Here is a 23,850-nt window from a genome sequence, read left to right as displayed (position 1 = left end):
CCTGACCCCATGCCGAACTCAGAAGTGAAACGCCGTAGCGCCGATGGTAGTGTGGGGTCTCCCCATGCGAGAGTAGGGAACTGCCAGGCATCAAACAAGACAAAGGTCCAGTCACAAGACTGGGCCTTTTGTCGTTTCAGCCTCATCATTCACTTCTCTCAGACCCAGCCGCGTCTAATTGCGTTTTTGTTCTAAGCTTTCCCGTTCGTGAAACTTTTTCACCTTTCACATGCAAGCTCGACATTTTGGTTAATCCTGGTTATTGTCAGGCATCTGGATGTCTAAACGTTTAAACGTATGCAGTGAGGATATAAGGTTATGCCAATTCGGGTACCTGATGAGTTGCCGGCAGTGAATTTTTTGCGCGCGGAGAACGTCTTTGTGATGACCACGTCGCGCGCCAGTGTTCAGGAGATTCGTCCACTTAAGGTACTGATTCTCAATTTAATGCCCAAGAAAATTGAGACCGAAAATCAGTTCTTAAGACTGCTGTCGAACTCTCCGCTGCAGCTCGATATCCAGCTGTTACGCATCGATTCCCGCGAGTCTCGCAACACCCCGGCGGAGCATCTGAATAACTTCTACTGTAATTTCGAAGATATCTGTCATGAGAACTTTGACGGCCTGATCGTGACGGGTGCGCCGCTGGGCCTGGTAGAATTTAATGACGTCGCCTACTGGCCGCAGATCAAGCAGGTGCTGGAATGGGCGAAAGAGCACGTCACGTCGACGCTGTTTGTCTGTTGGGCGGTGCAGGCTGCGTTGAACATTCTGTATGGCATTCCCAAGCAAACGCGTCAGGAAAAGCTTTCCGGCGTCTACGAGCACTACATCACCCAACCTCATGCGCTGCTCACAAAAGGTTTTGATGATACTTTCCTTGCGCCGCACTCTCGCTACGCTGATTTCCCGGCAGCGTTGATTCGCGACTACACCGATTTAGAGATCCTGGCGGAAACGGAAGGTGGTGATGCCTATCTGTTCGCCAGCAAAGATAAGCGCATCGCGTTTGTCACCGGCCACCCTGAATATGATGCCAACACCCTGGCAGGCGAATACTTTCGGGACGTGGATGCCGGGCTAACGCCTGAGGTGCCCTATAACTATTTCCCGGGTAACGATCCGCAAAACAAACCGCGCGCGACCTGGCGTAGCCACGGCAATTTGCTGTTCACCAACTGGCTCAACTATTACGTTTACCAGATCACGCCATACGATCTTCGCCATATGAATCCCACGCTCGATTAAGCGTTTCAGCACCTTATCTCAGGCACCTTCGGGTGCCTTTTTTGTTTCTGAAAATCGATTCTTTGTATGACTTAACTTTTTTCATTTAAAAAACATAGGTTTAATTGATTTTTATTTTGAAAATGGAAATTGTTTTTGATTTTGGAAAATGTTTGAGTAGTCTTAATTGTGCTGAACGAAAAATACCTACGGGGGATCGCGTTCGCAATGCGCAGTTTCTGGACTGGATCAACATTGAGGATCAAGAGCATGACACAACAGGCAACGACGACCGATCTGACCTTCGGGCAGCCTTTTGGCGAGCAAGAGCGGGAAATTTTAACGCCGGAGGCGGTGGAGTTTCTTTCTGAACTGGTAAGCCGCTTTACCGCCAAACGCAACCAACTGCTGGCAGAGCGCGTAAAGGTCCAGTCAGAAATTGACAACGGGAAGTTGCCAGATTTCATTTCGGAAACGGCTTCCATTCGAAATGCGGACTGGACGATCCGTGGAATTCCTGAAGATTTACAGGATCGTCGCGTTGAGATCACCGGGCCGGTCGAGCGTAAGATGGTGATCAATGCCCTCAACGCCAACGTCAAAGTATTCATGGCGGATTTCGAAGACTCGCTGGCGCCGAGCTGGAGCAAAGTCATCGACGGGCAAATCAACCTGCGCGATGCCATTCGCGGCACCATCTCCTGGACTAACGAAGCCGGTAAAATCTACCAGCTGAAGCCCGATCCCGCCGTGCTGATTTGTCGTGTTCGCGGCCTGCATCTCCCTGAAAAACATGTAACCTGGCGTGGCGAAGCCATCCCCGGTAGCCTGTTTGACTTTGCGCTCTACTTCTTCCACAACGTGGATGCCCTGCTGGCGAAAGGCAGCGGCCCTTACTTCTACCTGCCGAAAACCCAGTCATGGCAAGAAGCCGCCTGGTGGAGCGAAGTATTTAGCTTTGCGGAAGACCGTTTTGAACTGCCGCGCGGCACCATCAAAGCCACCCTGCTGATCGAAACCCTGCCAGCGGTGTTCCAGATGGATGAAATCCTCCACGCCCTGCGTGACCATATCGTTGGGCTAAACTGTGGCCGCTGGGATTACATCTTTAGTTATATCAAAACGTTAAAAAATCACCCCGACCGTGTTTTACCCGATCGCCAGAGCGTAACGATGGAAAAACCGTTCCTCAACGCCTACTCGCGCCTGTTGATCCGCACCTGCCATCGTCGCGGCGCTTTCGCCATGGGCGGCATGGCGGCGTTTATTCCCAGCAAAGACGCGGAGCGCAACAATTGGGTGTTGAATAAAGTTAAAGCTGATAAAGAGCTGGAAGCCACTAACGGCCACGATGGCACCTGGATTGCCCATCCGGGCCTCGGCGATACCGTTATGGACGTGTTCAACAACGCGCTCGGTAGCCGTAAAAACCAGCTCGACGTCACCCGTGAAAACGACGCCCCGATTACCGCCGCTGATCTGCTGGAGCCTTGCCCCGGCGAGCGCACCGAAGAGGGGATGCGCGCCAATATTCGCGTCGCGGTGCAGTACATCGAAGCCTGGATTTCCGGTAACGGCTGCGTACCTATTTACGGCCTGATGGAAGACGCCGCCACAGCCGAAATTTCCCGTACCTCTATCTGGCAATGGATCCACCACCAGAAAACGCTCAGCAACGGCAAACCCGTCACCAAAGCGCTGTTCCGCCAGATGCTGGCCGAAGAGATGCAGGTGATCCAGGAAGAGCTCGGCGAGCACCGCTTCAGCCAGGGGCGTTTTGACGACGCGGCGCGCCTGATGGAGCAAATCACCACCTCCGACGAGCTGGTCGACTTCCTGACCCTGCCGGGCTACCGCTTACTGGCGTAATTAACCCTTAATAACAACTACCCTATGGAGCATCTGCACATGACTACAACTCGTACCCAACAAATTGAACAATTAGAACAAGAGTGGAAACAGGCGCGTTGGGAAGGGATCACGCGCCCGTACAGCGCGGAAGAGGTGGTGAAACTGCGCGGTTCGGTTAACCCGGAATGCACCCTGGCGCAGCTGGGTGCCGCTAAAATGTGGCGTTTGCTGCATGGCGAAGCGAAAAAGGGCTACGTGAACAGCCTCGGCGCGCTGACCGGCGGCCAGGCGTTACAGCAGGCGAAGGCGGGCATCGAGGCGATTTACCTTTCCGGTTGGCAGGTGGCCGCAGATGCTAACCTGGCCTCCAGCATGTACCCGGATCAATCGCTGTATCCGGCCAACTCGGTCCCGGCGGTGGTCGAGCGGATCAACAACACCTTCCGTCGCGCGGATCAGATCCAGTGGGCCTCTAATATTGAGCCAGGCGATGCGCGCTATGTTGACTACTTCCTGCCGATCGTGGCGGATGCCGAAGCCGGATTTGGCGGCGTGCTGAACGCCTTTGAACTGATGAAATCGATGATTGAAGCCGGTGCAGCGGCTGTTCACTTCGAAGATCAACTGGCCTCGGTGAAGAAGTGCGGACACATGGGCGGTAAAGTGCTGGTGCCGACTCAGGAAGCTATCCAGAAGCTGGTTGCCGCGCGCCTGGCTGCCGACGTGATGGGCGTACCGACGCTGCTGATCGCCCGCACCGACGCCGATGCCGCAGACCTGATCACCTCCGACTGCGACGAATACGACCGCGAATTTATCTCCGGTGAGCGCACCTCGGAAGGCTTCTTCCGCACTCATGCGGGCATTGAGCAGGCCATTAGCCGTGGGCTGGCCTACGCGCCGTATGCCGATCTGGTGTGGTGCGAAACCTCGAAGCCGGACCTGGACCAGGCGCGCCGCTTTGCCGAGGCTATCCATGCCAAATTCCCCGGCAAGCTGCTGGCCTACAACTGTTCGCCGTCATTTAACTGGAAGAAAAACCTCGATGACAACACCATCGCGACCTTCCAGCAGGAACTGTCGGATATGGGCTACAAGTACCAGTTCATTACGCTGGCGGGCATCCACAGCATGTGGTTCAACATGTTCAACCTGGCGCACGCCTATGCGCAGGGCGAGGGCATGAAGCATTACGTGGAACGCGTGCAGGAACCGGAATTCGCCGCCGCGAAAGAAGGGTACACCTTCGTTTCTCATCAGCAGGAAGTGGGCACTGGCTACTTCGATAAAGTCACTACCATCATCCAGGGCGGGACTTCATCGGTCACGGCCCTGACCGGTTCGACGGAAGAGTCGCAATTCTGATAAGCCCGACGCCCTCTTCCCAACGGGAGAGGGCATCCACCTGATGGAGAGTGCTATGCCGCGTGGGCTGGAACTGTTGATCGCGCAAACCATCCTGCAAGGGTTTGACGCGCAGTATGGCCGTTTTCTGGAAGTGACCTCCGGGGCGCAGCAGCGTTTCGAGCAGGCAGACTGGCAAGCTGTGCAGCAGGCCATGAAAAAGCGTATCCATCTGTACGACCATCACGTCGGCCTGGTGGTTGAGCAGCTGCGCTGCATCACCAATGGCAAAAGCACCGACGCCGACTTTTTATTGCAGGTCAAAAAGCACTATACCGAGCTGTTGCCTGACTACCCCCGTTTCGAGATTGCCGAAAGCTTCTTTAACTCCGTTTACTGTCGGCTGTTCGATCATCAGTCTCTGACGCCGGAACGGCTGTTTATTTTCAGCTCCCAGCCGGAACGCCGGTTTCGCACCATCCCCCGTCCGCTGGCGAAAGACTTTTACCCGAAACAGGGCTGGCCCGCGCTGCTCACCCGGTTATTAAAAGATTTGCCGCTGCGTCTGCCCTGGCAGGATCTGGACCGCGACGTGGGTTACATCATCAATCACCTCACCGAAACGCTGGGCGAGGAGATGCTGGATAAAGTGCATTTACAGGTCGCTAACGAACTGTTTTACCGTAACAAAGCGGCCTGGCTGGTGGCAAAACTGGTGCTGCCGTCCGGTACGCTGCCGTTTCTGTTACCGATCCACCGCAGCAATGAAGGCGAGTTGTTTATCGATACCTGCTTAACCCGCTCGGCGGAAGCCAGCATCGTGTTCGGCTTCGCGCGCTCCTACTTTATGGTGTACGCGCCGCTGCCCGCTGCGCTGGTGGAGTGGCTGCGCGAGATCTTACCTGGCAAAACCACCGCCGAACTGTATATGGCGATTGGCTGCCAGAAACATGGCAAAACCGAAAGCTACCGTGAATACCTGAACTACCTTGCCCAGAGCAACGAGCAGTTTATCGAAGCGCCGGGCATTCGCGGCATGGTGATGCTGGTGTTCACGCTGCCTGGCTTCGACCGGGTGTTCAAGGTTATTAAAGATAAATTCGCCCCGCAGAAAGAGATGGACGAAGCCCACGTGCGCGCCTGTTACCAGTTGGTGAAGGAGCACGACCGCGTCGGGCGCATGGCGGATACCCAGGAGTTCGAAAATTTCGTGCTGGAAAAACGCCAGATCGATCCGGCGCTGATGACGCTGCTGTTGCAGGAAGCGCCGCAGAAAATCACTGACCTGGGCGATAAGATCGCCATTCGCCACCTGTATATCGAACGGCGGATGGTGCCGCTGAATATCTGGCTGGAACAGGCGCAGGGCCAACAGCTACGCGACGCCATCGAAGAGTACGGTAACGCCATCCGCCAGCTGGCTGCCGCCAATATTTTCCCCGGCGATATGCTGTTTAAAAACTTCGGCGTTACCCGTCATGGCCGGGTGGTGTTTTATGATTACGATGAAATTTGCTACATGACCGAGGTGAATTTCCGCGATATTCCGCCGCCGCGCTACCCGGAAGATGAAATGGCGTCGGAGCCGTGGTACAGCGTCGCGCCGGGAGATGTGTTCCCGGAAGAGTTCCGCCACTGGTTGTGCGCCGATCCGCGCATCAAACCGCTATTTGAGGAGATGCATGCCGAGCTGTTCCAGGCGGAGTACTGGCGTGCGTTACAGGAGCGTATTCGTCACGGTCACGTGGAAGATGTGTATGCCTATCGACGGCGACAGCGCTTTTGCCAGCGCTATGCGCGCCAGTCAGCCGATATTGCCGCCTCCTGAACAGGAGGCGGTATCGTTTTTAACGCACGCCGCCGTAAGCCAGCGTCACGTCTTTCGCCGCTTTGATGGCCATCGCGCCCAGCTCGGTTACCCGGTCATCGGTAATACGGGAAATCGGGCCGGAGATAGAAATCGCCGCAAAAGGCTGGTGGTGCTCGTCGTAAATGCATGACGCCACGCAGCGTAAGCCCAGCGCATGTTCTTCGTCGTCGAACGAGTAACCGCGTTTGCGGGTTTGCGCCAAATCGTCTTTCAGATGGGCCGGGGAAACCAGCGTGGCGTGGGTATAGGCATGCAGCCCTTTGCGGTGCAGTAGCGCAGTAACATCATCTTCAGGGAGCTGCGCCAGAAAGGCTTTGCCTGCGCCGGAAGCGTGCATCGGCAGTTTGCCGCCGATAGGGGCGGACATACGCATCAACTGAGTACACTGAACCTGGTCGATAATAATCGCCTGATGATCGCTCTGGTCCAGTACGGCCAGGTTGACGGTCTCACCAGAAGCTTCCATCAGTTTGCGCAGCATCGGGTGCACAATCGCCAGCAAATTGCGGCTTTGCAGGAAGCTGCTGCCGACGATAAAGGCATGCGCGCCAATCGACCAGTGACCTAAATCCCCCACCTGGCGGACAAAGCCAAGCTGCTGCATGGTCGTCAGCAGGCGGTGGGTGGTGGAATTGGGCAGCCCGGCCTGTTGAGCGAGCTCCGTTAGCGCCACGCTGCCGTGCGATTCGGCAATCCATTCAAGGAGCTTCAGCCCACGCGTCAGCGATTGTACCTGGCCGGTAGCCTGGGGCGCAGGAGCCGCAGCGGCGGCGCGAGGTTTTTTTCCACGTTTAACGGGAACGGCGGCAACCATGGGTGTCTCCTTTTTCTGTATCGTGGAAATAGTTTTCGTTTTATTTGAGTATAATGCAACCCTGGAAAAACTGATCGGATGAGTTCCCCTCAAAAGCACTAATTTTCAGGAAATCAGCACAGTTGGCGCGTTTTATGAATGAACATCTCTCATGTTGCCATCCTGTGACTTTTCGCCTCGGGCCGAGTGTGCCAGTATGAGCGCATGGCCTGACAGGGCTGAATAACGATCCGGGAGTAAGAGTGACTAACAATAGAGAAAAACTGCTACAGCAGTTGAATGAACGTATTCTGGTGCTGGACGGCGGTATGGGGACCATGATCCAGAGCTACCGTCTGGAGGAAGCGGACTATCGCGGCGCGCGTTTCGCCGACTGGCCGTCTGATTTAAAAGGCAACAACGACCTGCTGGTCCTCACGAAACCGGAAACCATCGCTGCGATCCACTACGCCTATTTCGAAGCGGGCGCAGACATTGTTGAAACCAACACCTTCAACGCCACCACCATCGCCATGGCTGATTACCACATGGAATCGCTGTCGGCGGAGATTAATTACGAGGCCGCAAAGCTGGCGCGCGCCTGTGCCGATGAGTGGACCGCGCGCACGCCGGAAAAACCGCGCTATGTCGCCGGGGTGCTCGGCCCGACTAACCGCACCGCGTCGATTTCTCCGGACGTTAACGATCCGGCGTATCGTAACGTCAGCTTTAACCAACTGGTGGACGCCTATCGCGAGTCGACCCGCGCGCTGGTGGAAGGCGGCGCGGATCTGATCCTGATTGAAACCGTGTTCGACACTCTTAACGCCAAAGCCGCGATTTTCGCGGTGAAAAGCGAGTTTGAAGCGCTGGGCGTTGATTTGCCAATCATGATTTCGGGCACCATTACCGATGCGTCGGGCCGTACTCTGTCCGGGCAAACTACCGAAGCGTTCTATAACTCCCTGCGCCATGCCGATGCGCTGTCGTTCGGCCTGAACTGCGCGCTGGGTCCGGACGAGCTGCGCCAGTACGTGGCGGAACTGTCGCGTGTGGCCGAATGCTATGTCACCGCGCACCCCAACGCCGGTCTGCCAAACGCCTTCGGCGAATACGATTTAGATGCCGACGTGATGGCGGCGCAAATCGGCGAGTGGGCGCAGGCGGGCTTCTTAAACATCGTCGGCGGCTGCTGTGGCACCACGCCTGCGCACATTGCCGCCATGAGCAAAGCCGTGGAAGGCGTTGCGCCGCGTAAACTGCCGACGATCCCGGTGGCCTGCCGTCTTTCCGGTCTTGAGCCGCTCAACATCGGCGCGGACAGCCTGTTCGTCAACGTGGGCGAGCGCACTAACGTTACCGGCTCCGCCAAATTCAAGCGCCTGATTAAAGAAGAAAAATACAGCGAAGCGCTGGAAGTGGCGTTACAGCAGGTGGAGAACGGCGCGCAAATCATCGACATTAATATGGATGAAGGGATGCTCGACGCCGAAGCGGCGATGGTGCGTTTCCTGAACCTGATTGCCGGTGAGCCGGATATCGCCCGCGTGCCGATCATGATCGACTCCTCGAAATGGGACGTGATTGAGAAAGGCTTACAGTGCATTCAGGGTAAAGGCATCGTGAACTCGATCTCCATGAAAGAGGGCGTTGACACCTTTATCCATCACGCGAAGCTGGTGCGCCGCTACGGCGCGGCCATGGTGGTGATGGCGTTTGACGAAGTCGGCCAGGCCGATACCCGTGAGCGCAAAATCGAGATCTGCCGCCGGGCCTACAAAATTCTTACTGAAGAAGTCGGCTTCCCGCCGGAAGACATTATTTTCGACCCCAATATCTTCGCCGTGGCGACGGGGATTGAAGAGCACAACAACTACGCCCAGGACTTTATCGGCGCGTGTGAAGACATCAAGCGCGAACTGCCGCATGCCATGATCTCCGGCGGTGTATCCAACGTGTCGTTCTCGTTCCGCGGCAACGACCCGGTGCGTGAAGCCATTCACGCCGTGTTCCTTTACTACGCCATTCGCAACGGTATGGACATGGGCATCGTCAACGCCGGGCAACTGGCGATTTATGACGATCTGCCCGCAGAACTGCGTGATGCGGTGGAAGACGTGATCCTTAACCGTCGCGAAGACGGCACCGAGCGTTTACTGGAGCTGGCGGAAAAATACCGTGGCAGTAAAGGTGACGATGCCGCAAACGCCCAGCAGGCCGAGTGGCGCAGTTGGGACGTGGCGAAGCGTCTCGAGTACTCGCTGGTGAAAGGTATCACCGAATTTATCGAAGACGATACCGAACAGGCGCGCCAGCAGGCGGCGCGCCCGATTGAAGTCATCGAAGGGCCGCTGATGGCGGGCATGAACGTGGTGGGCGATCTGTTTGGCGAAGGGAAAATGTTCCTGCCGCAGGTGGTGAAATCCGCGCGCGTGATGAAGCAGGCAGTGGCCTATCTCGAACCCTTTATCAACGCCAGTAAAGAGCAGGGCAAAAGCAACGGCAAAATCGTGCTGGCGACGGTGAAAGGCGACGTTCACGACATCGGTAAAAACATCGTCGGTGTGGTGTTGCAGTGTAATAACTACGAAATCATCGACCTTGGCGTGATGGTGCCGACCGATAAAATCCTCAAAACCGCGCGCGAAGTGAATGCCGATATCATCGGGCTTTCCGGGCTGATCACCCCGTCGCTGGATGAGATGGTCAACGTTGCCAAAGAGATGGAGCGCCAGGGCTTTACGCTGCCGTTGCTGATCGGCGGCGCGACCACCTCCAAAGCGCATACCGCGGTGAAAATTGAACAGAACTACAGCGGCCCGACGGTTTACGTACAGAACGCCTCGCGTACCGTGGGCGTGGTATCGTCGCTGCTGTCTGATACGCTGCGTGACGATTTTGTGGCGCGCACGCGTAAAGAGTACGACACCGTGCGTGTTCAGCATGGCCGTAAAAAACCACGCACCCCGCCGGTCACGTTGCAGGCCGCGCGTGAAAACGATCTGGCATTCGACTGGGAAAGCTACACGCCGCCGGTGGCCCACCGGCTGGGCGTGCAGGAGGTGACGGCCAGCATCGAAACCCTGCGTAACTATATCGACTGGACGCCGTTCTTTATGACCTGGTCGCTGGCTGGTAAATATCCGCGCATTATGGAAGATGAAATCGTTGGCGAAGAGGCGAAGCGCCTGTTCAAAGACGCCAATGATATGCTCGACCAGCTCAGCGCCGACAAATCGCTGAATCCGCGTGGCGTGGTGGGGCTGTTCCCGGCCAACCGCGTGGGCGACGACATTGAAGTCTACCGTGATGAAACCCGCACTCACGTGCTGGCGGTCAGCCGTCATCTGCGCCAGCAAACCGAAAAAGTCGGTTTTGCTAACTACTGCCTGGCGGATTTCGTTGCGCCGAAACTGAGCGGCAAAGCGGATTATCTGGGCGCGTTTGCGGTAACCGGCGGGCTGGAAGAGGACGCCCTCGCCGAAGCGTATGAAGCGCAGCACGATGATTACAATAAGATCATGGTCAAAGCGGTGGCCGACCGTCTGGCTGAAGCGTTCGCCGAGTATCTGCATGAGCGGGTACGTAAGGTCTACTGGGGTTACGCCGCCAATGAGAACCTCAGCAACGAGGAGCTGATCCGTGAAAACTACCAGGGCATCCGCCCTGCGCCGGGTTATCCGGCCTGCCCGGAGCATACCGAGAAGGCCACCATCTGGCAGTTGCTGGATGTGGAAACCCGCATCGGCATGAAACTCACCGAATCCTTTGCCATGTGGCCGGGGGCGTCGGTCTCCGGCTGGTACTTTAGCCATCCCGACAGTAAGTACTTCGCGGTAGCGCAACTGCAAAAGGATCAGATTGAGGACTACGCGCGGCGTAAGGGGATGAGCGTGAGCGAAGTGGAGCGGTGGTTGGCGCCGAACCTTGGCTACGACGCCGACTGACCTGGCTTACTTGCCATTTTGAACCTGGGCAGTGCTCGTGACAGTCACGTACTGCGTGTACGCTCTGTCACTGCGCGCTGTCCGCGCACAATCTGGCTGCGCCGACTGACCTGGCTTACTTGCCATTTTGAACCTGGGCAGTGCTCGTGACAGTCACGTACTGCGTGTACGCTCCTGTCACTGCGCGCTGTCCGTGTTCAAACTGGCTGCGCCGCCGACGGTCAGTCACTCCGCTGGTTGGAAGTAAAAGCTGTCGCTGTCATCAAAATGTCATTTTTATTTACAACATACAGGGCGCCATCACGGCGCCTTGTCTCTTTCTTACAGTAATCCCCTTATACTGAGACAGGGGTTAGCCCTTTTGTGATGCCCATTCGCAGGCAGTACGGCAGGCAAACGGGTTGGCCCCAGGGAACCATAACGAGAAGGAGAAACTGTGTTAACACTTTTGCACCTGCTTTCGGCAGTGGCGCTGCTGGTGTGGGGCACGCATATCGTGCGCACCGGCGTAATGCGCGTGTACGGTGCGCGGCTTCGTAGCGTACTCAGCCGGAGTGTCGAGAAAAAACCGCTCGCCTTCTGCGCGGGCATTGGCGTCACCGCGCTGGTTCAAAGCAGTAATGCCACCACCATGCTGGTGACGTCGTTCGTTGCCCAGGACCTGGTGGCGCTGGCCCCTGCGCTGGTGATTGTGCTGGGAGCCGATGTGGGGACCGCCTTGATGGCGCGTATCCTGACCTTCGACCTGTCATGGGTTTCGCCGCTGCTGATCTTTCTCGGGGTGGTGTTCTTCTTAAGCCGCAAACAGAGCCGCGTCGGGCAACTGGGGCGGGTATCCATCGGGCTTGGCTTGATTTTGCTGGCGCTGGAACTGATCGTCCAGGCCATGACGCCGATTACCGAGGCGTCCGGCGTGAAAGTCATCTTCGCGTCGCTGACCGGCGATATTTTGCTGGATGCGTTGATTGGCGCGATGTTCGCGGTGATCAGTTACTCCAGCCTTGCAGCGGTCCTGCTTACCGCCACCTTCGCCGCCACCGGCGTGATCTCCTTCGACGTGGCGTTGTGCCTGGTGATTGGCGCGAACCTCGGTTCCGGCATTCTGGCGATGCTCAACAACGGTACCGCGACCCCTAACGCCCGCCGCGTGGCGCTGGGAAGCCTGCTGTTTAAGCTGGTGGGCAGTTTGCTGGTGTTGCCTTTTGTCCATGTGCTGGCGGACGTGATGCAAAAACTGCCGCTGCCTGATTCGGAGCTGGTGATCTATTTCCACGTCTTCTACAACCTGATCCGCTGCATCGTGATGGTGCCTTTTACCGGGCCGATGGCGCGCTTCTGCCGGCGGGTGATCGCCGACGCGCCGGAACTGGATATGCGCCTGAAGCCGAAACATCTCGACCGCACCGCGCTGGATACCCCCGCGCTGGGCCTGGCGAATGCCGCGCGTGAAACCCTGCGCATGGGGGATGCCCTGGAGCAGATGCTCGAACTGTGGAGCAAAGTGATGCACGGCGAGCCGCGTCAGGAGAAAGAGCTGCGTAAGCTGGCGGACGACGTGGAAGTCCTGCATATCGCCATCAAACTCTACCTGGCGCAAATGCCGAAAGAGGATCTGGCCGAAGAGGAGTCGAAGCGCTGGGCGGAAATCATCGAAATGTCGCTTAACCTTCAGCAAGCTGCTGAAATCCTCGAGCGTATGGGCAGCGAAGTGGCGGATAAATCCCTGGCGGCGCGGCGCGCGTTTTCCCCTGCCGGGCTGGAAGAACTGGATAACCTGCTGGGGCAACTGACCAGCAACCTGAAGCTGGCGCTGTCGGTGTTTTTCTCTGCCGATGTGGCCAGCGCCCGTCGCCTGCGGCGCAACAAGCACCGCTTCCGGATCATGAACCGCCGTTACGCCCATGCGCACGTTAATCGGCTGCATCAACAAAACGTGCAAAGCATCGAAACCAGCTCGTTGCATCTCGGTCTGCTGGGCGATATGAAACGTCTGAACTCGCTGTTTTGTTCGGTGGCTTACAGCGTGCTGGAACAGCCGGATGATGATGACGAACGCGATGAATAGCGTTTTGCGAGACAGATTCAACAACCCCGCGTCAGGCGGGGTTGTTGCTTAAATACGCTGGAAAGCCGCGCGAAACTTTTACATTTCGTGGATGAAAAGCCAGCCTGAGCGCGTTACCGTCTGGCGAAACATCGCAACGCAGAGGCTAGAAAATGATCGGTTATTCTCATACACTGAGGCACTTCATGCGCATTCCAATGGGGGTTATCATGCGCGCTTCAGCGGCCACAAAAAAATCGGTAAATGTTTCTTTAGCGCCAGATCTGCTTGACGAAGCCAGGAAGCAAAACATCAATCTTTCCGCCTTGCTGACGGAGGCGTTGCTTGAGAAGTTTCGCGAAAACCAACGCCGCACGTGGCTGCAAGAGAACCAGCAATCTATCGACGCGCTCAACCAGATGGTGGACGACAACGGTTCGTTCAGTGATTTTCAAAGGACGTTCTGATGGATCAATACGTCGCGTATCAAAACCGGGGCGCAGGGCAGGAGGTTTATCCTTTTTTGATTGCCATGCAGCATCCCGTGGCGAACGTTCTGAAGCATGTGCTGGTCATTCCCGTTATTGAACTCGCCCGGCTCAATGCCTCGTCTCCACCAGCGAAGATATGCCCGGTAGTCTCGATTGCGGGTCAGCAATATATTGCCATGACGCATATGATGGCTGGGCTTCCGGCAAAAGAGGTGGGTGACGCGGTTGCCGATCTTAGCCATTACCGCTCTGTGTTACGTGATGCCGTTGAATTTTTGCTGAACGGCTATTAAACCCACTTTATCGGCCACGTCCATCAAGCCTGAGATGTGATTCTCGCTGTACGAAACTGACGTCAGGTAAGGTATAGTCCGTTTTTTTCGGAGGAACCATGCTGCCAAATTCATCAACCCGTCTTAATAAATACATCAGCGAGAGCGGTATCTGCTCGCGTCGCGAAGCCGATCGCTATATCGAACAGGGAAACGTTTTTATCAACGGTAAGCGCGCCGGGATTGGCGATCAGGTTGTTGCCGGAGACGTGGTAAAAGTGAATGGGCAGTTGATTGAGCCGCGCAATGAAGAAGATCTGGTGTTTATCGCGCTCAACAAACCCGTCGGCGTGGTGAGCACCACCGAGGACGGCGAGAAAGACAACATCGTTGATTTCGTTAACCACAGCACCCGCATCTTCCCGATTGGCCGGCTGGATAAAGACTCCCAGGGGCTGATCTTCCTGACTAACCACGGCGACCTGGTGAATAAAATCCTGCGCGCCGGAAACGATCACGAAAAAGAGTATCTGGTGACGGTGAATAAACCGGTCACCGACGAGTTTATTCGCGGTATGGGCGCGGGTGTGCCGATGCTGGGCACGGTAACCAAAAAATGCAAAGTGAAGCGCGAAGCGCCGTTTGTGTTTCGCATCACCCTGATTCAGGGGCTCAACCGCCAGATCCGCCGCATGTGCGAGCACTTTGGTTTTGAAGTCACAAAACTTGAGCGTGTGCGCATCATGAACGTCAGCCTGAAAGGGTTGCCGCCGGGAGAGTGGCGCGATTTAACCGACGACGAGTTAATCGAGCTGTTTAAGCTGATTGAGAACTCCTCCTCGGAAGCCAAACCGGCGAAGAAAGCAAAACCGAAAGCCGCCCCTGCCAAAAGCCTGGCGGCGAAACCCGCCAATAAGAGCGGCGCGAAAACCCCGGCAGAGCTTGGGCAGCGTAAGCGCTTTACGCAGCCGGGCCGTAAGAAGAAGGGCCGCTAGTTAGCGTTTGCCGCGGGTAGGGGTGTTGGCGCTCCAGGAAAAGGTGCTGATGGTATCGGGTTTTAGCGCCTGCTTTTTCTTAATGGCTCGCGCCTGTTTGGCTGCTTTTTCACGTTCGGCCATCAGCTTGTCGATGTACTCTTTTTTGACGTGGTTGGTTTCTGAATTGGTCAGCGGTCTGCCGTGGGCGATTCTGGCGCGGTCGAGCAGGGTTTTCAGTTCGCGCTGCTCGCTTTCGGTCATCTCTTTTTGGGTCAGTCGGGGTGTTGCCATGGTAAACCTCTCGATCCGGGAGTCTCTCTGTAGACTACTGCCCCCAGGCGTTTGCCACAATCCGCGAGCCGATAAAAAAACAGCCCGGCGAGCGGGCTGAATTGTTCAGGCTTTGCGCTTTTTCAGGCGCTTAGCGGGCGTGCCGTCAACCGGTTTGCCTGACCAGTAACCCGCCAGCAGCGAGCCCGACAGGTTGTGCCATACCGAAAACAGCGCGCCCGGCAGCGCTGCGAGCGGGGAAAAATAGATTTTCCCCAGCGCGGCGGCGAGGCCGGAGTTCTGCATCCCGACTTCAATCGCCAGGGTGCGGCAGGTGGATTCGTCGAAACCAAACAGGCGTCCGCCCCAGTAGCCACCCAGCAAACCGATGGTGTTATGCAGGATCACCGCCACTATCACCACCAGGCCGACCGAGGCGATATGCGCGGCGGAACCTGCCACCACGGCGCTGATAATCGCCAGAATACACACCATCGAAAACGCAGGCAGGTAAGGCTCCACGGCTTTCACCAGCCGGGGGAACAGATGATGGACAATCAGACCCAGGCCAATCGGGATCACCACAATCTGCAGAATGCTTAGCAGCATCCCCATGACGTCGACCTGAATATGCGCATCCACATACAGGCGGGTCAGCAGCGGCGTAGCGACCACGCCCACCAGCGTAGAAACGGAAGAAATGGTGACGGACAGCGCCACATCGCCTTTCGCCAGATAAATCATCACGTTTGACGCAGTGCCGCTGGCCACGCTGCCCACCAGCACCATCCCGGCGGAAAGATCGGGCGGCATTTTGAACAACATTGCCAGCAGCCACGCCGCGAGCGGCATCACCAGATAGTGCAGGAAAATCCCGGCGGCCACCGGCGCAGGGCGCGATAGCACCCGTTTAAAATCGTCGAGTTTCAGATGCACGCCCATGCCAAACATAATCAGCATCAGCAGAGTAGCGACCCAGGGACCAATCGGCGTGAAGGTGGAGGGCGTGTAATACGCGATAACCGAAAGCAGCAGCGCCCACAGCGGGAACAGCCGCGTCAGTAATGCCAGCATGTTGTTTTCCTTTAAGTGTGTTGGTGTGTTCCCCTGCCGCTGTGATCGCGGCGGTGCGTTATCGCTGTCGGGGAAAAGGCCCGAACGAGAGCCATAAGTATTGTGTATCGTGTGGGGAGGTTTTATTCAATTGAATTATGGTCATCTACCCCTTCTGAGGCCGTAACGCCCCAGAAGGGAAACGCCGAATCACTCGAATAAATTGTGATGCAGTTTCTGGACGACTTGTTCCGCGTCGCTGCCCGGCACCAGGAAGCACAGGTTATAGCTGGATGCGCCATAGCAAATCATGCGGATGTTAAACGGCTCCAGCACGCCGAACACCTCTTTACCCACGCCACAGGCTTTCGACAGGTTGTTGCCGATCAGCGCCACCAGCGCCAGGTCCTGCTCGACTTCCACGCGGCACAGAGAAGAGAGTTCGGTCAACAGCGCCTGAGTCAGCAGGGTATCGCCGGTGGAGGTAGAGCCCGTCGTATCCAGCGTCAGCGCCACGCTCACTTCAGACGTGGTAATCAAATCCACCGAGATATTATGGCGCGCCAGGATGCTGAACACCTCAGCCAGGAAGCCGCGTGAGTGCAGCATGTTCAGGCTGTGCAGCGTCAGCAGGGTTTGTTTGCGGCGCAGCGCCAGCGCACGGAACAGCGGCGGATTATCCGTTTGATTGCACACCAGGGTACCGCCCGCTTGCGGATCTTTGCTGGAGCCGACAAACACCGGAATATCGCTGCGCACCGCAGGCAGTAGGGTCGCCGGATGCAGCACTTTCGCGCCAAACGTCGCCATTTCAGCGGCTTCTTCAAAAGCGATTTCATCGATGCGTTTCGCGGCGGGCACCACGCGCGGATCGGTAGTGTAGATGCCAGGCACATCGGTCCAGATATCCACGCGGCTGGCTTTTAACGCTTCGCCCAGCAGCGCGGCGGTATAGTCGCTGCCGCCACGGCCCAGGGTGGTGGTGCGGCCTTTGGATTCACTGCCGATAAAGCCCTGGGTAATGACCAGCCCTTCCGCCAGACGCGGAGCCAGTTGCAGGGTGCTCAGCTCGGCAAGGGCGCTCACGTCCGGCTCGGCGCGGCCAAAGCGGTCGCTGGTGCGCATCACTTTACGCACGTCAAACCACTGGGCCACCACGCCGCGCTCGCGCAGGATCTCCACAAACAGCAGGGTGGACATCAGTTCGCCGTGGCTGACCAGTTCGTCGGTCAGGGCATTGGAGGTCGCCAGCGAGGCGGCTTCCGCCAGGGTGGTGATATTTTCCAGCAGGCGGTCGATCTCTTCGCGGATCACCTGCGGATTCGCCAGGTGGCCTAAAATGTCGTGCTGAATTTTGCGGATAGCATCCAACTTCACGAAGCGTTCAGTGGCTTCCAGGCCTTCGGCCAGCGCAACCAGCAGATTGGTCACGCCCGCAGAGGCGGAAAGCACCACCAGGCGCACGTTGGGATCGGAAAGCACCACATCGGCGCTGCGGTTCATGGCGTCGAAGCTGGCGACGCTGGTGCCGCCGAATTTTGCGACGACCATCGATGAAGCTGAATATGACATAACTACCTCGTGTGATTCCCTTCGCCTTTCACGTTGTAGTTGCGTTGGGTCGTTTGCTTTGGGAATGCTAAGTAATGATTTTTTAACGTTCGCTTTTATAAATAAAGTTTCCACCGGGCCCTTGTCAACGCTGGGATTATGGGGATTTTTCATGTTCCGGGAGGGTCCAGGAAAATAACTTATAACCGCTATACTTTGCCGGGACGCTCAATTCAACAATCTGACGGCGGCGTAGCCGTCGAGTAATACGGGCAGGCCATAAAAGTCATCGCAATTGCCTGGAGTAGCGCTACAATCGACGGCAGTCACATTTTTCAAATCCACATGAGTATTGCTATGAAAAACATCAATCCAACGCAGACCTCTGCCTGGCAGGCACTACAAAACCATTACGCTGAAATGAAAGATGTCACCATCGCGTCGCTGTTCGCCGACGATGCTGACCGTTTCGCTAAGTTTTCCGCGACCTTCAACGATCAGATGCTGGTGGATTACTCCAAAAACCGCATCACCCAGGAGACGCTGGATAAACTGTTAGCGCTGGCGAAAGAGACCGACTTGCAGGGCGCGATTAAGTCGATGTTCTCCGGCGAGAAAATCAACCGTACCGAAGACCGTGCGGTGCTGCATGTGGCGCTGCGCAACCGCAGCAATACGCCGATTCTGGTGGACGGCAAAGACGTTATGCCGGAAGTGAACGCGGTGCTGGAGAAGATGAAATCCTTCTCGGAAGCGATTATCTCTGGTAACTGGAAAGGTTATACCGGTAAAGCGATTACCGACGTGGTCAACATCGGTATCGGCGGCTCTGACCTCGGTCCGTTTATGGTGACCGAAGCGCTGCGTCCGTACAAAAACCATCTCAATATGCATTTCGTTTCCAACGTTGACGGCACGCATATCGCCGAAGTGCTGAAGAAAGTGAACCCGGAAACCACGCTGTTCCTGGTCGCGTCCAAAACCTTCACTACCCAGGAAACCATGACTAACGCCCACAGCGCGCGTGACTGGTTCCTGAAAGCGGCGGGCGATGAAAAACACGTGGCGAAGCACTTCGCGGCGCTGTCCACCAACGGCAAAGCGGTTGGCGAGTTCGGTATTGATACCGCCAACATGTTTGAGTTCTGGGACTGGGTCGGTGGCCGTTACTCCCTGTGGTCGGCGATTGGCCTGTCGATCATCCTGTCAGTGGGTTATGACAACTTCGTTGAACTGCTGTCCGGCGCGCACGCCATGGACCAGCACTTCTCCACCACCGAACTGGACAAAAACCTGCCGGTTCTGCTGGCGCTGATCGGCATCTGGTACAACAACTTCTTTGGCGCGGAAACCGAAGCGATCCTGCCCTACGACCAGTACATGCACCGTTTTGCGGCTTACTTCCAGCAGGGCAACATGGAATCCAACGGTAAATTCGTTGACCGTAACGGCAATGCGGTGGATTACCAGACCGGCCCTATCATCTGGGGCGAGCCGGGCACCAACGGCCAGCACGCGTTCTATCAGCTGATCCACCAGGGCACCAAGCTGGTGCCGTGCGACTTTATCGCCCCGGCGATCACCCACAACCCGCTGTCCGATCACCATCCGAAACTGCTTTCCAACTTCTTCGCTCAGACCGAAGCGCTGGCGTTCGGTAAATCCCGCGATGTGGTTGAGCAGGAGTTTGCCGATCAGGGGAAAGATCCGAAAACCCTCGATCACGTGGTGCCGTTCAAAGTGTTCGAAGGCAACCGCCCGACCAACTCCATCCTGCTGCGTGAAATCACGCCGTTCAGCCTGGGCGCGCTGATTGCGCTGTATGAGCACAAAATTTTCACCCAGGGCGCAATCCTGAATATCTTCACCTTCGATCAGTGGGGTGTGGAATTGGGTAAACAACTGGCGAACCGTATTCTGCCGGAGCTGAACGATAACGGCGAAATTAGCAGCCACGATAGCTCTACCAACGGCTTAATTAACCGTTATAAATCCTGGCGTGGTTAATTACCCGTCCTGTTAATAATGCCGGCATAACGCCGGCATTTTTTTATCAGATTAATCCCGTTGTCCGGGGAGTATTTAAAAATCGCCACGTGAGGTTTATCTGAAATTAATTTATAGCAGACACCTTTCGTCGGCTTATTTTAGGAATTACCGGAGGCATTATTTTAATGATTATGTTTTAATATGTTGATTTATATAGATATAAATATTATCTGATTGCGTAAAATTCCCACCGCGTTTAATTATCCGAAAGCCGTCCGGTTATTTCCCCCTCGCGCCAATTCCCTGTAACAGGTTAGGTATACTCGGTCACGCCTGGTTGTTCAGGCAAATCTCCATTCATTCAATGAAAGGAACCCGATATGAAAAAAATAACCTATGGCGTATTTGCCGTGTCTCTGCTTGCCGCATCGTCTGCTTTCGCCGCTCCGGTGGAAGTGGGTGAAGCGGCGGGTAGCGCCGCGACATCGGTCTCAGCAGGCTCTTCTACTGCGACCAGCGCCAGTACGGTTGGTTCGGTAGTCGGTGTGGCGCTTGCCGCAACGGGCGGAGGCGACGGTTCAAACACCGGAACCACCACAACCACTACAACCAGTACCACCCAGTAATGTAACGGGTGTTTAACCATAACCACACTGCGGTGTGGTTATTTTGACCCTGGGGAAGCGCGTGAAGCGAATCGCGATCATTACAGTGAGCCTGCTGTTGCAGGCCTGCTCAGCCAATCTCACCGGTATGGGTAAGTCGCTCTGGAACAATGTGACGGGGCGGGATGGCGTCAATCTGACTGACGACGAAATCCATAATATGCCTTATGCCAGCCAGTACATGACGCTCAACCATGGCCCGCAGCTGTTTGTGGTGCTCGCCTTCTCGGAAGACGGGCAGCAGAAATGGGTGACGCAGGACCAGGCGGTATTAATTACTCAACACGGGCGGCTGATTAAAACCACCGGCCTGGGCGATAACCTGCTCCAGGTGGGCAATCTGGACGCCGATCCGCTGAAAGCGCCGGGGCAGATCCGCGATGGCGCAGGCTGGACGCGGGTGATGGGCTGGACCGAGCATCAGCAGGTGCGTTACGCCACTGCCCGCTCGCAGTTTCACTGGCAGGGCAGCGACAGCCTGAAAACCGGCGGCGACATCACCGCCGTTCGGGTACTGGAAGAAACGGTAACCACCGATCGTGCAAGCTGGACCAACCGCTACTGGATCGACAGCGACGGGCAAATCCGCCGCTCTGAACAGACGCTCGGGGCCGATTATTACCCGGTCACCACGCAACTTATCAAGGCGGCGAAATCATGAGAATGCTTCCTTTCACCGTCCTGATGCTGAGTCTGTTAAGCCAGACCCTCCACGCCGCGGGCACGGTAACGGTACATCGTACCGACAGCAACGAAACGCTGAATATTCAGGATGCCCAACGCTTATCCGATGTGGTGACTCAACCCGCGCTGGCGCACAGTTGGTGGCCAGGGGCCGTGATTGGCGTCACGGGGAAAACCCGCGATGAACAGGCGCGCCACCAGCAGTTGCTCACCCGGCTGGCCGCTCTCGCCGCGCAGGAGTCAGGTGAGGACGCCGCCGCCATTCGCCAGCTTCAACAGCAAATGGCGGCGCTTAAGGTCACAGACCGTCAGTTTGTCGATCTCGATCCTGATGTGCTGAGGGTCAGCACCGCCGCCAATAAACCACTGGCCGGCGATTACACCCTGTGGGCCGGGAAGATGCCTGACCATGTAACGCTGTACGGCCTGGTGAGCGGCGCGGGGAACAGGCCGTTTACGCCGGGTAAAAGCGTGGCGGAATATCTCGACGAAACCGCGTTACTTAGCGGGGCGGAGCGCAGTTACGCCTGGGTTATTTATCCGGATGGTCGGGTGCAAAAAGCGCCGGTGGCGTACTGGAACAAACGCCACGTTGAGCCCATGCCGGGCAGCGCCATCCTGGTTGGGTTTTCAGAACGGCTGTTTTCCTCCGCTTATGACGACCTTAACGCGCAACTTGTCCATTCCCTGACGCATCGGATACCGCAATGATAAAAAAACGCTACCTGTATAGCCTCGTGGCGCTGGCCGTGGCGTCGGCGTGCCATGCGGAAACCTTGCCTGCGCCGGTTGGCCCGTCGCAATCGGATTTCGGCGGCGTGGGCCTGATGCAAACGCCCACGGCGCGGATGGCGCGCGAAGGCGAACTGAGCCTCAATTACCGCGATAACGATCAATACCGCTATTACTCCGCCTCGGTGCAACTGTTCCCGTGGCTGGAAACCACACTGCGCTATACCGATGCGCGCACCCGGCGCTACAGCAGCGTCGAGGCGTTTTCTGGCGATCAAACTTACAAAGATAAAGCCTTCGACCTCAAACTGCGGCTTTGGGAAGAGAGCTACTGGATGCCGCAGGTTGCCGTCGGCGCGCGGGATATCGGCGGCACCGGGCTGTTCGATGCCGAATACATCGTGGCGAATAAAGCATGGGGGCCGTTCGATTTCTCGCTGGGATTAGGCTGGGGCTACCTGGGCACCAGCGGCAACGTCAAAAACCCGTTCTGTTCGTACAGCGACAAATATTGCGCGCGCGATAACAGCTATAACAAAGCCGGCTCTGTGGATGCGGGCCAGATGTTCCGCGGCCCGGCGTCGCTGTTCGGCGGGGTGGAATACCAGACGCCGTGGCAACCGCTGCGCCTGAAGCTGGAGTATGAAGGCAACAACTACACCCAGGATTTTGCCGGGAAGATTGAGCAGAAAAGCAAGTTTAACGTCGGCGCTATTTATCGTGCCACCGATTGGGCCGACGTTAACCTGAGCTATGAGCGCGGCAACACCTTTATGTTCGGCGTGACTCTGCGCACCAATTTCAACGACCTGCGTCCGCGCTATAACGATAACCGCCGCCCGGAATACCAGCCGGAGCCGCAGGAAGCGATTATCCAGCACAGCGTGGCGGCTAACCAGCTGACGCTGCTGAAATACAACGCCGGGCTGAACGATCCGCAACTCCAGACCCAGGGCGACACGCTGTACGTCACCGGCGAGCAGGTAAAATACCGCGACTCCCGGGAAGGGATTGAGCGCGCTAACCGAATTATCATGAACGATCTGCCTGAAGGCATCCGCACCATCCGCGTCACCGAGACGCGCGCCAAAATGCCGCAAGTCACCACCGAAACCGACGTCGCCAGCCTGAAGCGCCATCTGGAAGGCGAGCCTTTAGGCCAGGAAACCGCGCTGGCGCAGAAACGCATCGAACCGGTCACCCTGGAGAACCCGGAGCAGGGCTGGTATATCGAGCCGTCGCGCTTCAGCTTCCATCTCGACCCGGTGTTGAATCAGTCCATCGGCGGGCCGGAAAGTTTTTATATGTACCAGGTGGGCGTGATGGGGACCGCCGACTGGTGGGTCACCGACCATCTGCTGACCACCGGTAGCCTGTTCGCCAACATCGCCAATAACTACGACAAATTCAACTACACCAATCCGCCGCAGGATTCCTCGCTGCCACGGGTACGCACCCACGTGCGTGATTACGTAGAAAACGATGTCTATGTAAATAACCTGCAAGCCAACTACTTCCAGTATTTCGGCAACGGTTTTTACGGCCAGGTTTACGGCGGCTATCTGGAAACCATGTACGGCGGCGCGGGGGCGGAAGTGCTGTATCGCCCGGTAGACAGCAACTGGGCCTTTGGCCTGGATGCCAACTATGTGAAACAGCGTGACTGGCGCAGTGCGCAGGACATGATGAAATTCACCGATTACAGCGTAAAAACCGGGCACCTTTCGGCGTACTGGACGCCGCCGTTTGCCCAGGATGTGCTGATCAAAGCCAGTGTCGGGCAGTATCTGGCCGGGGATAAGGGCGGCACGCTGGAAGTCTCCAAACGCTTCGACAGCGGCGTGGTGGTGGGCGGCTACGCGACCCTTACCAACGTATCGCCGGATGAATACGGGGAAGGGGATTTCACGAAAGGGGTGTACGTCTCCGTTCCACTTGATCTGTTCTCGTCGGGCCCGACCCGCAGCCGCGCGGCCATCGGCTGGACGCCGCTCACCCGCGACGGCGGGCAGATGCTGGGACGCAAGTTTGATCTCTACAGCATGACCAGCGATCGCAGCGTTAACTTCCGCTGATCCCAGGCGCAGCGC

Annotated in this window: 18 protein-coding genes and 1 rRNA gene; 15 read left to right on the top strand and 4 right to left on the bottom strand. The window is 56.7% G+C overall.

What is annotated here, in order from left to right; genetic code table 11:
* From rrf to aceK, 5 genes are all read left to right on the top strand, one after another.
* Positions 1–89, top strand: a 5S ribosomal RNA gene (rrf, locus tag FHW74_RS07990); the annotation flags it as partial.
* Positions 90–318: 229 nt separating this feature from the next.
* A complete protein-coding gene (gene metA / locus FHW74_RS07985; RefSeq protein WP_183169937.1) occupies positions 319–1,248 on the top strand; it encodes a homoserine O-succinyltransferase in 930 nt (309 codons plus the stop codon).
* Positions 1,249–1,497: 249 nt separating this feature from the next.
* The gene (gene aceB / locus FHW74_RS07980) at positions 1,498–3,096 is read left to right on the top strand and encodes a malate synthase A (RefSeq protein WP_183169936.1); all 1,599 of its coding nucleotides are present in this window, start codon (positions 1,498–1,500) and stop codon (positions 3,094–3,096) included.
* Between the two features lie 24 nt (positions 3,097–3,120).
* On the top strand, positions 3,121–4,443 hold the full coding sequence (gene aceA / locus FHW74_RS07975) for an isocitrate lyase (protein WP_183169935.1): 1,323 nt from the start codon (positions 3,121–3,123) through the stop codon (positions 4,441–4,443).
* A gap of 55 nt (positions 4,444–4,498) precedes the next feature.
* Entirely contained in the window at positions 4,499–6,250 is a 1,752-nt protein-coding gene (gene aceK, locus FHW74_RS07970; protein ID WP_183169934.1) for a bifunctional isocitrate dehydrogenase kinase/phosphatase, read from the top strand.
* A gap of 19 nt (positions 6,251–6,269) precedes the next feature.
* Here the strand turns inward: aceK and iclR are convergent, their stop codons facing one another.
* Entirely contained in the window at positions 6,270–7,106 is an 837-nt protein-coding gene (gene iclR / locus FHW74_RS07965; RefSeq protein WP_183169933.1) for a glyoxylate bypass operon transcriptional repressor IclR, read from the bottom strand.
* 242 nt (positions 7,107–7,348) lie between these two features.
* Here iclR and metH point away from each other — a divergent pair, with 242 nt between their 5' ends.
* The 5 genes from metH to rluF all read left to right on the top strand — a co-directional run bounded on the left by metH (position 7,349) and on the right by rluF (position 14,834).
* A complete protein-coding gene (gene metH / locus FHW74_RS07960) occupies positions 7,349–11,032 on the top strand; it encodes a methionine synthase (RefSeq protein ID WP_183169932.1) in 3,684 nt (1,227 codons plus the stop codon).
* Between the two features lie 436 nt (positions 11,033–11,468).
* Positions 11,469–13,097 carry a Na/Pi cotransporter family protein gene (locus tag FHW74_RS07955; protein ID WP_183169931.1) on the top strand — a complete coding sequence of 543 codons (1,629 nt, stop codon included), beginning with the start codon at positions 11,469–11,471 and terminating at the stop codon, positions 13,095–13,097.
* Positions 13,098–13,249: 152 nt separating this feature from the next.
* Positions 13,250–13,543 (top strand): type II toxin-antitoxin system CcdA family antitoxin, encoded by a 294-nt coding sequence (locus FHW74_RS07950; RefSeq protein WP_183169930.1) that lies wholly within the window; start codon positions 13,250–13,252, stop codon positions 13,541–13,543.
* Positions 13,543–13,860, top strand: coding sequence for a CcdB family protein (locus tag FHW74_RS07945; RefSeq protein ID WP_183169929.1), 318 nt, complete (start codon positions 13,543–13,545; stop codon positions 13,858–13,860). The genes FHW74_RS07950 and FHW74_RS07945 overlap by 1 nt, the downstream gene beginning before the upstream one ends.
* A gap of 98 nt (positions 13,861–13,958) precedes the next feature.
* A complete protein-coding gene (rluF, locus tag FHW74_RS07940) occupies positions 13,959–14,834 on the top strand; it encodes a 23S rRNA pseudouridine(2604) synthase RluF (protein WP_183169928.1) in 876 nt (291 codons plus the stop codon).
* Here rluF and FHW74_RS07935 read toward each other — a convergent pair whose 3' ends face one another.
* From FHW74_RS07935 to lysC, 3 genes are all read right to left on the bottom strand, one after another.
* Positions 14,835–15,107 carry a DUF3811 domain-containing protein gene (locus FHW74_RS07935; RefSeq protein WP_183169927.1) on the bottom strand — a complete coding sequence of 91 codons (273 nt, stop codon included), beginning with the start codon at positions 15,105–15,107 and terminating at the stop codon, positions 14,835–14,837. It abuts the gene before it with no gap.
* A 105-nt stretch (positions 15,108–15,212) separates the two neighbouring features.
* Positions 15,213–16,160 carry a ketopantoate/pantoate/pantothenate transporter PanS gene (gene panS, locus FHW74_RS07930; protein WP_125294773.1) on the bottom strand — a complete coding sequence of 316 codons (948 nt, stop codon included), beginning with the start codon at positions 16,158–16,160 and terminating at the stop codon, positions 15,213–15,215.
* A gap of 189 nt (positions 16,161–16,349) precedes the next feature.
* The gene (lysC, locus tag FHW74_RS07925) at positions 16,350–17,711 is read right to left on the bottom strand and encodes a lysine-sensitive aspartokinase 3 (RefSeq protein WP_183169926.1); all 1,362 of its coding nucleotides are present in this window, start codon (positions 17,709–17,711) and stop codon (positions 16,350–16,352) included.
* A 336-nt stretch (positions 17,712–18,047) separates the two neighbouring features.
* Between lysC and pgi the strand changes: the two genes are divergently transcribed.
* From pgi to FHW74_RS07900, 5 genes are all read left to right on the top strand, one after another.
* On the top strand, positions 18,048–19,697 hold the full coding sequence (pgi, locus tag FHW74_RS07920; protein ID WP_183169925.1) for a glucose-6-phosphate isomerase: 1,650 nt from the start codon (positions 18,048–18,050) through the stop codon (positions 19,695–19,697).
* A 362-nt stretch (positions 19,698–20,059) separates the two neighbouring features.
* Positions 20,060–20,305, top strand: coding sequence for an exopolysaccharide production protein YjbE (gene yjbE / locus FHW74_RS07915; protein WP_183169924.1), 246 nt, complete (start codon positions 20,060–20,062; stop codon positions 20,303–20,305).
* A gap of 61 nt (positions 20,306–20,366) precedes the next feature.
* On the top strand, positions 20,367–21,005 hold the full coding sequence (locus FHW74_RS07910; protein ID WP_183169923.1) for a YjbF family lipoprotein: 639 nt from the start codon (positions 20,367–20,369) through the stop codon (positions 21,003–21,005).
* The gene (locus FHW74_RS07905) at positions 21,002–21,739 is read left to right on the top strand and encodes a capsule biosynthesis GfcC family protein (protein WP_183169922.1); all 738 of its coding nucleotides are present in this window, start codon (positions 21,002–21,004) and stop codon (positions 21,737–21,739) included. Before FHW74_RS07910 ends, FHW74_RS07905 begins: the two co-directional genes overlap by 4 nt.
* On the top strand, positions 21,739–23,835 hold the full coding sequence (locus tag FHW74_RS07900; protein ID WP_183169961.1) for a YjbH domain-containing protein: 2,097 nt from the start codon (positions 21,739–21,741) through the stop codon (positions 23,833–23,835). The genes FHW74_RS07905 and FHW74_RS07900 overlap by 1 nt, the downstream gene beginning before the upstream one ends.
* The last annotated feature ends 15 nt before the right edge of the window (positions 23,836–23,850 follow it).

Source organism: Atlantibacter sp. RC6 (assembly GCF_014193285.1).
Classification (GTDB): domain Bacteria; phylum Pseudomonadota; class Gammaproteobacteria; order Enterobacterales; family Enterobacteriaceae; genus Atlantibacter.
This window is presented reverse-complemented; position numbering and strand designations above follow the sequence as displayed.